Genomic DNA, 12,705 nt, shown 5'->3' on the forward strand with positions numbered 1-12,705 from the left:
AATATAGGACCGGACAATCAGAACCGATAATCCGCAAGCCGGCACAAAAGGCTAGCAGGTCGCCACGCTATCATGGCGCTCGCCCCCCTGGACGCAATTGATGAGACCGCAAGACACTTTTGGCACGATCGACAGCCCCCGCTGCAGCACAACCGTGCCGCAGCTGATCGATGCGGCCGTCTCGCGCATCGAACAGCGCTTCGCCCCCGACACCAAGCCGCCCAGCCTCGCGGACCTGGTGCGACTGACCGGCGATCTCGACGAGAAGGTGCTCGGTTACCGGCAGCCGTCAACCGCGATCGCACGCCAGATCTCGCTCTGGTATGCGCGCCTGCCGGGCGACGCCGCGACATCGCTGACCGCGCGCGCGCTCGCTGAACGCACGCGGGCTTTGCTGCATTCGGATTGAATCAGGCAGACGCCAGCAGCGCGATCGCTTCGTTGATCCAGGCCAGGCGCGCGGTGGTCGCCAGCCGCGCATGCTCCAGCTCGAGTTGGCTCGGCAATTCGGTCGCCGCCTCGCGCAGGCGTTCCAGTTTCTCGAGTTCCGCGCTGACTGCCGTGCGCAAGGTCAGGAACCACGCGCCGCGCTCCGCCGCCGGCAACGCCTCGAGGAAGGGCACGCGCGTGCGCCACGGGTCGCTCGGCAGCAATTCGCTTTGGTCGATCTCGACCATCCAGCCCCGTACCGCGGCCGCTCCGTCGTCCGTGCAGGTCAGGAATTCCGATTTCCGGCGGCCCGCCCCGCCCTCCTCGCTCTGCACGAGCCCGGCGCGCTTGAGCCGTTCGATCACCGGATAGACGCTGCCCGGGCTGTCGGACGCGTCCGAAGCGAGTCGCTGCGTCAGCGCCTTGCGCAGGAAATAAGCGGTGGTCGGCTGCCATTTCTGCACGAGCGCGAGCACGTGACATTCGTGATGGCTCAGCCCCATCATTCCCACCGCGGCCCCCTTCATGCCCGACCTATCGCACGACCGATCGGAAGTACGCAACGTACTGTCGAAATGAGGGCCAGCGCCCGGCACTCTGTTCATCCTCCGGTCAAAGAGTTGCTCGATTTTGCGAGCTTTGCCGCCTGGCCGTCCGGCAGGTGGCTTTTCGCAACCGCCAACAACCGTCCGACCCCGCCCGCTTAGTATACCCAGCGGCGTGATTATGATGGTGGCAAGGCAGCGATGAACCAGCTCCACTATATGGCGGATTATGAGCGCGCGCGGGATCGCCATTCCGGCACGGCCGAACGGGTCCGCGTCCGCCGCGGCAATCTTGTGCTGCTGTACGACCCGCTCGAATTCTATTTCGGATCTCAGCAGATCGGCCTGTCCCCGCTCGAAGGCGCGATCCTCGAACTGCTCATCACGCAGGGTCGCGCCTCGGCCAGGATGCTGAGCGAGCTGTTCGAAAAGGAAGGCGGAAGCGTCAAGTCGATGGACGTCCATGTCCATCGCATCCGCCGCAAATTCGACAGCGTCGGCGCGGACGATCCGATCGAGACGGTGCGCGGATGGGGCCTGAAGTTCCGCTACGCCGGCGAAATGCGCGTCGCCTGACAGGCGCGACGAACGATCTCAACGCGTCACCGTATGTCGGCCGCCGTCAACAATGGTGCCGTCCTTGCGAATGAATGAAATCTGATAATCCACCTTGTCGGCATCGCCGATCGGAAGGCTGAATTCGAACGGATGGCGGCTGTCGACCATTGTTCGCTCGGCGCCGGGCGCGAACAGCGTGAGCCGCGCTTCGCGCACGTCGTCATCGGACGCGCTCGTCCAGACATAGAAATCGCGCTGGCGCCCGAGCGACAGGATCATCGCCGTCGCGTTGCCTGCCGAACTTGTGTCCGTCCGGAAGCTGCGATCCCCGCCGCCGCTTTCCTTTCCGTCGAAATAGTCGGCCTGCAATCGGGTGAAGACGGGCATGTCGTCCACCGCGATCGCGGTCACCCCCCGGGGAGATAGCGGCAAGGTCGCCACGCCATCGGTGACCGTGACACTGCCGGTCGGCTTGCCGTCCTGCCACAGCCTTGCGCGGTAGGCGCGGCCCGGCTCGTACGGAATGCGCTGCTTGTCGAGATGGAGGGTGATGGTGCGGGCGGTCGCGGACTCGTTGGTCAGCGCCAGATAGAAGCGCTTATTGCCATATCCGGTGAGGTAATTGGCCTGCGGATCGTCGACCGCGACGAGATGGCGCGGCATCCACAGCCGTACATTCTCATCGCCCATGAACGTCCCGGGCCGATCGCCGTAGACCTTGCTGCGCAGGTAGGCATAACCTGGCGCGAAGCGGGCGGGGAAGCGGATCGCCCCACCCGACCGCGTCTCGACGTCCGAGAGGAGATAATCGACCAGCAGCGCGATGTTCGGCCAGACATGGTTGTAATAGATTTCGTTGTAATTGAGCTCCGCGAACGGCCGGTTCGGATAGTCGGAGGTGGCGTAAACGTTCGAGAACGCGACGTTGATGTCGTAGCCCGGATAGGTCTTGTAGCGCCCGACGATCGCCGCGCGCGCGACGTCGTGCAGGAACGGGTCCCCGGTCGCGGCGGCGATGCGCAGTTCATACGCCGCCTGATGCGCCATGAAGATGCCGGGGTTCATGCTGTAGGTGGTCGTTGCCTCCGGCGTCAGACCGATCTGCGAGACCTGCCAGGCGGGCAAGGTCTGCGGCGGCGTTATGATCGGTTTGTCGCCCGGCTTCGCCTGCCACAGCCCGACCGGCGCATCATGCAGGTCGACCGTGACATTCCCTTGCGGGATGGCCGGAAAATACCAGGCGTAGCTCGCATATTCGCGCGCACCCATGGCGGCGGCGCGAAGGTAGCGCGGCTCGCCGGTTTCCTGCCACAGCTCGAACAGCTCGACCCAACGCGGCGAAAAGTCCGACCAGAACTGGCCGCCCTGCGCGATATGCGCATCGGAAAAATCGCGCTGGGGCGTGTCGATGCGCGCTTTGACATAGGCGTCCGCCAATTCCCGGGCGCGGGCGAGCGCGGCCTTGTCGCCGGTCAGGCGATAGATTGCGAGCTTTTCCCAGAACGTGTCGCCGCCGCTCATCATCAGCAGATTGAGCGCGCGCGGTTTGCCGGCGACCGCCATCGCATAGGAACGGAAGACCGGGCTTTGCCCGCGCGACATCTGATACAGGCCGGCGAGTTCGGCGGTTTCGGCCGCGGGGCCCTTCATGTCGCGCGCGGCATTCTGGCCCGCCTCGTTCGGCAGCGCATTGTAGAGATATTTGGTGCGTGACATCAGGAATTCGGTGACGGGCAGCGCGCGCAGACGATAGATTTCGGGATCGTCCTCAATCAGCGCCACCGAAAGCGGGTGAAGCGCGGAGACGACCTTCACCGTGCCCTTGACGTCGGTATTGTAATCGAAGCCCTTGAGGTCGGCGTCCCACCCCGCATGCGCATCGTCCATCGCGAATTCGACCATCGTGTCGATCGTCTTGTTGAGCGGCTGATCGACATTCTGACGCACGTCGGAAAAGCCGAACAGTTCGCGCGCGGTTTGCGTGAACGCGCCGTACCAGTCACCCTTCACCAGCAACGGACGCACCGCGAAATTCGCGCTTTGTCCCGCCTCGAAATGCGAGCCTTCCTGCCCGAGCAACGGTGCAAACGCGGCCGGCTGGGCTTGCCCCGCCGGGTTGCGCAGCATCACGCCGAAGCGCGCATTGTGCAGCGTCGGCAGCCGATAAGGGCTCTCCTGAGGATCGACGCTCAATCCGTTGGTGACGCCGCCTGCGCTGAACAGGGTGAGCGGCAGCCCGCCCATATTCTCCGCCGAGAGCAAAGGCGCGCTCGGAAAGCGCTTCTCCTGCCAGATCAGCGGTTGCAGGAAGCCGTCATCCCGCGCCGGATCGCTTGCCGGCCCGCCGGTATAGCCGACCGTGTACCAGCCGGGCTTGCGCGCGGTGAAGGTCCAGCTGATCCGCGGCGCGGCGCCCGCGACCGGATGCACTTCCGCCCGCAGCGTGAAATCGGGCGTGCCCGCGAACGTCCACGCGGTGCCGCCATCGGGCAAGGCACGCGACGCGCTGGCACGCACGACCGTCACCCGCCCCGCCTCGTACAGATTGTCGGTAACGCCCTGCCCCGTCGGCCTGCGCCACTGCGGCACCGGGTAGTTTTCCGCGTTGGCACCGGTGAAGGCCTGACCGGGCGTCGAATAACCGGGGCTTAATCCCAGCTTTGGATCGTCATCGGCCCGAATGATCGTGAAGACCGGCTGATAGGCAGCCTGCAAGCCTGCGCGCTCGACCAGCACGGTCCCGCGCAGCCCCGGGCGCAGGCCATAATCCTGCGCGACGGAAACCGTGGCAACGCCTGCCAGCAGGGCGGCGAACAGCGACACTCGAGCAGCACCCGTCATCGCGATCTCTCCTTTGGTTCGGGCGTGTTGCCGCCCCGTGATTCAGTGTGCGACGTGGCTGAGCAGCACGTCGGGTTTGATACGAATGCCGAGACCATCGCCGGCGGGCGCGAACAGATAGCCGTCGCGCAACTCGACCGGGGTTTCGACCACCGCCGGGCCGAGCGGATTCTTGCCGATCCAATATTCGCAGACGATGCTGTTCGGCATTGCCACGGCCAGATGCGCACTCGCTGCGACATGGATCTGCGATCCGATGCTGACATGCGGCTGGAAGGCCAGGCCGAAACAATCGGCGAGTTCGGCTATGCGGCGGCATTCGGTGATCCCGCCGGCGCGGCAGACGTCGGGTTGGACGATGTCGATCGCGCGGTTGCGGATCAGCTCGACCGTCTCGTGCCGGCTCATGATCGAATCCAGCGCGATCGGAATATCGAGGCCCTGTGCCAGCTCGGCATAGCCTTCGACATCCTCGGGCGGGATCGGCATTTCGAAGAAGCCGACGCCCAATTCCCGCAGCGCGCGGCCAAGCCGCATCGCGTCGGCGCGCGAATAGACGCCGGCGGCGTCGGCATAGATGCTGAAGCCGTCGCCCATCGCGTCGCGGATCGCGCCGATCGTGCGCAGATCGCCCCGGACGCCGCGGCCGATCGCCATTTTGACTCCGGTATAGCCAGCCGCCCGAAGCGACCGGGCTTCCTCCACCAGCGTCTCGATCGCCTCGTCCGGCGCCTCCAGCGGCAGCGAGGGAATGCCCGAGGCATAGACCCGCACGCTCTCCCGCATCTTGCCGCCGAGCAACGTCGAGATCGGCGCGCCGGCGGCCTGTCCGGCTATGTCCCACAAGGCGATGTCGACGCCCGCAATCGCTTCCAGATAGAAGCCGGCGCGGTGGCCGCGCACGCGCATGCCGGCATACATGCGCTCCCACAGCACCAACACTTCGCGCGGGTCGGCGCCCATCACGATCGGGGTCAGCAGAAGCTCGATTATCTTCGCGGTCGCCTGTGGCGCGACCGGCGCCTTGGCCTCGCCCCAGCCGACCAGGCCGCCATCGGTTTCGATCCGCACGACCACCGTGTCGATCGTCTGCGAATAGATGAAGCGGCGGCGCAGCGGCACGGGATATTCGGTCGAAAGTTCGGCCTGGCCGGCGGCGCGCTCGCTGCCCCAGGCGCGGCTGCCCCAATAAGGGCGGGTGTCGATCGGCTTGGCCTGGATGGGGAAGGCCTCGACCTTGACGATCTTCATGTCATCTCCTGACAAAGCGCGAGCAGCAGCGGCCCCTGGCCCCACGGGAATATGCCGAACGGGCGTGTGGCGTAGGTCGACAGCGCACCGACGGGTGTAGCGTCGCTGACCAGATGGAGGCTGCCGTCGGGCGCGATCTGCGCGTGCATCGCGGCGCGCGCTTTGACCTCCATCACGCGACAGGAGGCGCTATCGAGCAGCTGCCGCGTGAATGCCTCGCGCAGCGCATAGGCGGCCATCGCCGCGAGCGTGGATTCGAGATAGGTTTCGGGCGCGTCGACCACGGTGTGCCACAGGCCGCTTTCGTCCTGCGTCGCGACGAGCGCTTCGGCCAGCGCCACCAGCCGCTGGTGGAGTTCGCTCCAGGCCGGATGCGCGCGAGGCAGCAAGGCCAGCGTGTCGACCAGGCCCATCAGTGCCCAGCCCTGCCCCCGCGCCCAGACTTGCCCATTCCGCCCGCAATCGCGCTCGAAACCGTGGAACAGCAGGCCATCGTCGGTCTGAAGCGCGCGCGCGTAACCGAGCAGTTCCTCGGCTGCCTGATCGAAATAGGCACCCTCACCGGTCGTGCGTGCCAGCGCGGCGAGAAACGGACCATCGACATCCATGCAGTCGACCCAGATCTGCCAGCGCCACCCCGGCGTGTCGGTGCGATGATAGCGGGCGCCGGTGGGTCCTTTCGGAAAGCCGGCATTGAGCGCGGCCAGCCGGCGTGCGGCATCGAGGAACTGGGGGTCGCCGGTGCGGCCGTACAAATCGAGCAATTCGCGGCCGGCACCGACATGATCCTCGTTGCTGCGCGCCACGCCACGCCCGAGCCAGGAGCGCAGCAGTCCGTGGACGAAGCCGATCGGCGCGGCGTCGCCAAGCAGGTCGCCCGCCCGCAACAGGCCGCGCAACGCGATCGCCTCGCCGAAACCCCAGACACGATAATTCCAGCGCATCGTCTGATCGACGGCCGCGCGCAGATGCTGGCTCATAACGCGATCTCGAACAGCCCACCGGAGCCTTCGCCCGGGGCTTGCGGGTTCAGCCGGAAGCGCGATGTCGTGACCAGCAGGCGGTCGGGTCCGGCGAAGCACAGGCTGCTGACATGCGGCGCCGGAATGCGCACCTCCCGCAACGTCACGCCATCGGGACCGATCTGGACGACGCTGGCCCCGCCCCACATCGCGACCCACAGGCTGCCGTCGGGGCCGATCGCCATACCATCCGGCTTGCCCGCCAAACCGAGGAAATCCGTAACGATGACGGGCTCGCCAAGCGTGCCTCCGTTCGCGGGATAAGCGAGCAGTGTCCGGGCGAGCGTATCGACCACGTAGAGCGTCGATCCGTCGTTCGCGAACTTGATGCCGTTGGGCACGCCCAGACCCGAGGCCACGCGGCGCGGCACCTCATCGAGCGACGGCGCGTGGAATATGGCGCCGCGCGTCGCGAGCAAGCCGCGATGCATCGCGCCGGCCCACAAACCGCCCGCCGCATCGACCGTCATGTCGTTGAAGCGGCAACCGGGATCGAGCGTTGCCGTCAGACCGGCCGTCGCCTCTCCCGAGGGCGCGACCGCGCAGAAGGATTCGTCCAGCGTGCCGACGACACCGCCCTCGGGTAGCGCCGCGAGCGACCACACTGCCTGCTCAACCGCGATCCGATCGAGCCCTTTTGTGTCCGAGAAATGCAGCAGCCGGCGTTCGATCGGGTCGGTCCACAACACGCGCCCGTCCAGCCAGAGCGGCGATTCCCCGATCGCCGCACCGGCATCGCAGATCAGCCGCGCGGATGGACCGGCCATGTCAGGCGCCACGCGCCGCGTGCAGCGCGCGGAAACCGGCGAGACAGGCCTCGCGCGAGTCCACCGGCCGGCTGGCGACGCCGATCGATTTGAGCGCGCTGGCGTAAAGCTGGCAGAGCGGACCATTACCGATCAGGGGCACGATCGCGTTGGCAAGATCGGGATAGGCCGCGAGCGCGTCGGCGATCTCCGATCCGATCAGCAGTCCGCGGATGTAGGCCGCGGCTTCGCTTTTCAGCAATTCGCCGCGCACGACCCGCGCCCGCGCGCCGAACAACAAGGTGCCGAGGCCGAGCTTGCGCGCTTTGCCGGTGGCAACCCCTTCCTGGAAGGCCGGGCCATCCGCCGCCTCGCCTTCGACGATCGAGGCGAGCAGGCCTTGCGCCGTCAGCCGGTCGAAAATCTCGCCCGACATGGTGGTGAAGAAATCAGCGATGCGCCCATCTTCGAGCCACGCCCATTTGGTGTGCGTGCCCGGCAGCGCGACCAGTCCGTCGGCCTGGCCCAGCATCGTCAGGCCGATCAGCTCGACCTCCTCGCCCCGCAGGATATCGGGCGCGCCGTCGAAGCTGCGGCGGCAGGCGATGCCGGGAATGATATTGACCTGAGCCGGGCCGATCTCTGCGGGGACCGCGGCGGCCGCGAGTTCCATCCGCCCGGCCGGCGCTTCGGCATAAGGCACTTCGGCCCAGCCGATATTGGAGCCGATCATGCCCGAGGCATAGATCGGGCCGCTGTCCGGCCAGCGTTCGACCAGCCGTTCCATCATGTCCGCCATGCCGGCGCGGTCGAGCGCGGCGACGCCGGCGGGCGCGGACATTTCGTCAGCCAGCGTGCCGTCGGCGGCGACGCGATAGGCGCGGAAGTTGCTGCTGCCCCAGTTGACGCCAATGATCGATTCAGCGGCGGGTGACATGCGCGCCCCCATCGATCGGATAGACCGAACCGGTGATCCACGACGCGCGATCCGAGGCGAGGAACATGGCCAGCTCCGCCACCTCGTCCGCCGTGCCGATCCGCGCGATCGGATGGCGGGTCATGTTCTGTGCACGCGCACCGTCCGGATCGCCGCCGCGCGCATAGGATGCCCGCATCGCCGGCGTGTCGATGCTCGCCGGGGCGATCGCGTTGAGGCGGATATTGTCGGGCGCGAATTCGAGCGCGGCGGTCTGCATCAAATTGTTGAGCGCGGCCTTCGACGCCGCATAAGCGGCGAGCGTCGGCGTCGCGAAATCGGCGTTGATCGACGACAGGAAAACGACCGCGCCCGCGCCCTTCGCCTTCATGTCCGGCACGCACAGCCGCAACAGGCGGACCGCGCCGATGACGTTGACGTCATAGATATTGGCGAATTCGGCCGGATCGGTGTCGATGCTGCCGCCATGATGGGTCGCGGCGGCGGCATGGACCAGGATGTCGGGCGCGCCGAGCGTGCCTTTCATCTCGGCATAGGCCGCCTCCAGCGCGGCGTCGGACCGCAGGTCGGCGACGAGATCGAGGTCGCTTCCCTGCCCCGCCGCCAGATCGAGACCGGCGACGCGCGCGCCCTCGGCCCGGAAGCGGGCGGCGATCGCCGCGCCGATACCGCTCGCGGCCCCGGTCACCAGCGCCACGCGTCCTTTAAGCTCACCCACTGATCGTCCCCTGCTGCGCCCGGCCGCGCGTCAGAACTTCACGCTGACGCTGGCCTTGTAGATGCGTCCGAAGAAGACGTTGGTCCGCAGGCCTTCCTCGGCGCCATCATAGGTGCGCTGCTTCTCGTTGAGAATGTTGTTCGCCTCGAAACCCAGCGAGACGTTTTTCATGATATCGTAGCGCACGGTTGCCGAGAGATCGGTGTAGGAATCGTTGTAGATGCCGGTCGCCGCGGCCGACAGCGCCACCAGATAATTGTCGCGCCAATTATAGGCGACGCGCAGGCTGAACGGCCCCTTTTCGTAATAGCCGACCAGGTTGGCGTTGTTCTTCGACAGGCCGGGGAATGCGAGCGTGCGGCCGGCGGCATCCTTGATCGGCGTACTCGAGTCGATGTAGGAATAGGTCGCCAGCACCCCGAAACCGTCGAACGGCGAGGGCAGGAAGTAGAAGGGAAGCTGGACCAGCCCCTCGATGCCCTTCACCTTGGCGCCTTCGCCATTGATCTTGCGGTTGATCAGATAATTGACGCCGCCATAGCTCTCGGCGCTCTGCTTCTGGACGATGAAGGTCGACACGTCCTTGTAGAACAGGCCGACCGAGACCATCGCCTGCTTGCCGAAATAATATTCGGCCGAAAGATCCACCTGGTTCGCCTTGAACGGATCGAGGTTCGGAGCACCGCCGCTGCCCGTCCCGAGCACGGTCTGCACACCGTTCACGAACACGGCATTGTTGGAGAGCGTGACGCCGTTGTTGAGATCGGCGGTGTTGGGGAAGGCAACCACCTTCGCCGCGCCGGCGCGCAGGATCACGTCGTCGCTGACCTTCAGCTTGGCGACGCCCGACGGCAGCCAGTCACCGTCGGTGCGGCGGAAGGTCGTCGGCGTCGCGGCGCCGCTCGAACTGATCAGGTTGCCGATCGAGGCCAGCTTGCGGTCGACGTAACGGACGCCGACATTGCCCGACAGGTTCATCAGGCCGATGTCGGTGCCGAAGTCGATCTTGCCATAGCCTTCGAGGAAGCGTTCCTTGATCTCGAACGTGCTCGACAGGGCATTGGTGTTGTTGACCGGGTCGAGGCACTGCGCGTTCTGCGAAATCGACGGTACGTCGGTGAAGGCCGAACAGCTGTCCACATTCGACGCCGCGGCCAGATACGTGCGCGGCAGGCCCTCGAAATCACCCGATGCGAAATGCGACTGCGTATGGGTCGTCAGATATTCGCCGAGCTGCGTCGCCGGAATGCCACCGGTCGGGCGGATATCGGCGCGCAGCGGATTCTGGACGGAATCGTCGCGATCGTAGCGGCCGCCGACGTCGATCGATTTCAGGAAGCCGGACCCGATATCGTAGGTCCAGTCGGTCCGCGCCGCCTTGTCCTTGCTGATCGCGCGATAATCGTTGTCGAACAGGATGGTGAAGCGCAGCTGCGACGGATCGCTCAGGTTGATGCCGCTGATCTTGTACGACCCCAGCGCACCGTCGGTGAAATCGAAATTGACGGTGGGGTTGATCCCGACGACCGGCTGCAGGCGGAAATAGATCTGCCGCGCGCTCGACGTCGATCGATCATAGGCGATCTCCGCGCTGCCATGCAGATGATCGGTGACGTTGAACTTGCCCTTGATCGCCGACGACCAGGTATCCGCCTTGGTGTCGGCGAATTCGGTGTTGGTCAGCACCGGACCGGTCGCGGTGCCGGACAGCAGAATGTTGTTGGGCGAATAGGTCGCGTTCGTCAGGCCGGCGGTCGGCGTGAACGACAGCCACCAGCGGTCGCGCTTCGAATCCAGCTTCGAATAGAAGGTGTCGGCGGTGATCTGGACGCTGGAGGACGGCTTCCACTGGACCACGCCGTCCAGGCCGAGATTGTTGCGCCGCTCCTGGATTTGTTCGGGCCGCGCATCGGAATTGCCGTAGCGGACGACACCGCCGGCATCGGTGTAGCGGCTATAGCCGGAGAAGGTATCGAGGCCCTGCTGCGACAGGTTGCGATGGTCGTAGGATGCCGACAGCAACACGCCGAGCGTATCGTCGGCGAACTTGTGCGAGGCGAGCACGAAACCCTCGGCGCCGCCCTTGCGCGCCTGATCGGAATAGGTGCCGGCTACCTTGGCCGCGATCTGGTTGGGGCCGTCGAGCGGCATGCGCGTCTGGATGTCGACGATACCGCCGAGCGCGCCGGCGATCTGGTCCGCGCCCGCAAGTTTGGTCACGTCGAGCCGCGAGATCAGCTCGGACGGAACCAGCGCCAGGATGCCGTAAGTCGAGCTGGCAAGCGTATCGAGGCCGGTGCCGCCGCGGCCGGTGGCGTCGACGATCTGACGGCCGTTGAACAGGAAGACGTTCTGGCGAAGGCCGCGAACCGACACGTTGGTGCCTTCGCCGATGCCGCGATCGACCTGGACACCCGAAACGCGCGCCAGCGATTCCGCCACGTTGCGGTCGGGCAGCTTGCCGATGTCGTCGGCGACGACAGAGTCGAGGAACTGGGTGGAGTCGCGCTTGATGTCGCGCGCCGCCTTGAGGCTCTGGCGGATGCCGGTGACGACCACCTCGCCCGCGTCGCCCTGATCCGCGGCTTGCGCATCGACGGCCGGCTTCGGCGCCTCGGCCGGTGCCGCACTTTGCGCGAGCAGCGGTGCCGAACTCAAGATGGAGGACAGCAACAACCCCCGGATGACACGATTCTTCATGCCTTCTTCCCCTCTCCCTTGCGCGCCCTGAATGGAAGCGCACGACGACCGATCCATGCCGGCTTGCGTCAATACCGTCTCTATTAAAGCAACGTTTTTTGCCACACAAGCCTATTTGCATAGCGGCGCTTTTTGCTGCGTTTGCGAAGGTGTTTGGCGATTTTTCCTCTGTAAAAGCGGTCTAAACAGCCAGTTGACAAGCAGGTCGACCGCGTCGATGCTTACACATATAGCAACACGCGGCCGCCGAAAATGTCGTGCGGGCAGCAACAGGGAGGGGCAGGCAATGGCGGGGTTGAGCGGGGTGTTGCCCATCCTTCCCACCATCTTCGACAGCAAAGGGGCGATCGACGAGGCGGGCACGCACCGCGTCGTCGATTACATCATCGCGGCCGGCGCGAAGGGTGTGGTCTTTCCCGGGCTGGCCAGCGAATATGACACGCTGACGCGCGACGAGCGGCTGCGCATGACGGCGTTGATCGGCCAGTGGATCGGCGGACGTGTACCGTTCGTGGTCGGCGCCAGCACGCCGTCGACCGACGACGCGGTCGCCTATGCGGTCGCGGGCGCGAAGGCCGGCGCCGAAGCCGCGATGATCCTCACGCCCAAGCCGTTCGCCGACGACATGGCCGCGATGGCGGACTTCTTCCGCGCCGCGCATGCGGGCTCGGGCATTGCGATCATGCTGCAGAATGCGCCCGCGCCGATGGGCATCGGCCTGCCGCTCGAAAAGGTCGCCGAACTGGCAGGCGCGGTCGACGGCATTGTCTATGTGAAGGAGGAGGCACCGCCCTCGGGCCAGCGCATCACCCGCCTGACCGAGCTCGCCGGAGATTCGCTGCGCGCGGTATTCGGCGGCGCCGGTGCGCGCTATGTGATCGACGAGCTGGTACGCGGCGCGGAGGGCACGATGCCGGCATGCGAGATCACCGAATTGCACGTGGCGATGCTCGACCGC

11 protein-coding genes are annotated in these 12,705 nt (G+C 65.9%); 3 read left to right on the plus strand and 8 right to left on the minus strand.

The features are described from left to right. Nucleotides 1–100 precede the first annotated feature (100 nt). Nucleotides 101–409 (plus strand): hypothetical protein, encoded by a 309-nt coding sequence (locus tag VK533_RS05015; protein WP_324375592.1) that lies wholly within the window; start codon nucleotides 101–103, stop codon nucleotides 407–409. Nucleotide 410: 1 nt separating this feature from the next. Here VK533_RS05015 and VK533_RS05020 read toward each other — a convergent pair whose 3' ends face one another. Then, nucleotides 411–956, minus strand: coding sequence for a PadR family transcriptional regulator (locus tag VK533_RS05020; RefSeq protein WP_324375594.1), 546 nt, complete (start codon nucleotides 954–956; stop codon nucleotides 411–413). Between the two features lie 219 nt (nucleotides 957–1,175). On the opposite strand from VK533_RS05020, the gene VK533_RS05025 reads away from it, so the two are divergent. Then, nucleotides 1,176–1,550 (plus strand): helix-turn-helix domain-containing protein, encoded by a 375-nt coding sequence (locus tag VK533_RS05025; RefSeq protein ID WP_324375596.1) that lies wholly within the window; start codon nucleotides 1,176–1,178, stop codon nucleotides 1,548–1,550. Nucleotides 1,551–1,568: 18 nt separating this feature from the next. Here the strand turns inward: VK533_RS05025 and VK533_RS05030 are convergent, their stop codons facing one another. From VK533_RS05030 to VK533_RS05060, 7 genes are read right to left on the minus strand one after another with little or no spacing between them, the layout of a single operon-like run. Then, nucleotides 1,569–4,373, minus strand: a complete 2,805-nt coding sequence (locus VK533_RS05030) for a hypothetical protein (protein WP_324375598.1) — start codon at nucleotides 4,371–4,373, stop codon at nucleotides 1,569–1,571. A gap of 42 nt (nucleotides 4,374–4,415) precedes the next feature. Continuing rightward, entirely contained in the window at nucleotides 4,416–5,624 is a 1,209-nt protein-coding gene (locus VK533_RS05035; RefSeq protein ID WP_324375600.1) for a mandelate racemase/muconate lactonizing enzyme family protein, read from the minus strand. Continuing rightward, entirely contained in the window at nucleotides 5,621–6,604 is a 984-nt protein-coding gene (locus VK533_RS05040; RefSeq protein ID WP_324375602.1) for a glycoside hydrolase family 88 protein, read from the minus strand. The genes VK533_RS05035 and VK533_RS05040 overlap by 4 nt, the downstream gene beginning before the upstream one ends. Continuing rightward, complete coding sequence (locus VK533_RS05045) at nucleotides 6,601–7,413, minus strand: SMP-30/gluconolactonase/LRE family protein (protein ID WP_324375604.1); 813 nt, start codon at nucleotides 7,411–7,413, stop codon at nucleotides 6,601–6,603. Before VK533_RS05045 ends, VK533_RS05040 begins: the two co-directional genes overlap by 4 nt. Nucleotide 7,414: 1 nt before the next feature. Continuing rightward, nucleotides 7,415–8,329, minus strand: coding sequence for a 2-dehydro-3-deoxygalactonokinase (locus VK533_RS05050; protein WP_324375606.1), 915 nt, complete (start codon nucleotides 8,327–8,329; stop codon nucleotides 7,415–7,417). Continuing rightward, nucleotides 8,313–9,047, minus strand: coding sequence for an SDR family NAD(P)-dependent oxidoreductase (locus tag VK533_RS05055; protein ID WP_324375607.1), 735 nt, complete (start codon nucleotides 9,045–9,047; stop codon nucleotides 8,313–8,315). The genes VK533_RS05050 and VK533_RS05055 overlap by 17 nt, the downstream gene beginning before the upstream one ends. A gap of 30 nt (nucleotides 9,048–9,077) precedes the next feature. Beyond that, nucleotides 9,078–11,747, minus strand: coding sequence for a TonB-dependent receptor (locus VK533_RS05060; protein ID WP_324375608.1), 2,670 nt, complete (start codon nucleotides 11,745–11,747; stop codon nucleotides 9,078–9,080). A gap of 286 nt (nucleotides 11,748–12,033) precedes the next feature. Here VK533_RS05060 and VK533_RS05065 point away from each other — a divergent pair. Next, nucleotides 12,034–12,705: dihydrodipicolinate synthase family protein (locus tag VK533_RS05065; RefSeq protein ID WP_324375610.1), on the plus strand; the 672-nt coding region annotated here is incomplete at its 3' end.

The sequence above is a fragment of the Sphingomonas sp. genome (genome assembly GCF_035317925.1).
GTDB lineage: Bacteria > Pseudomonadota > Alphaproteobacteria > Sphingomonadales > Sphingomonadaceae > Sphingomonas_I.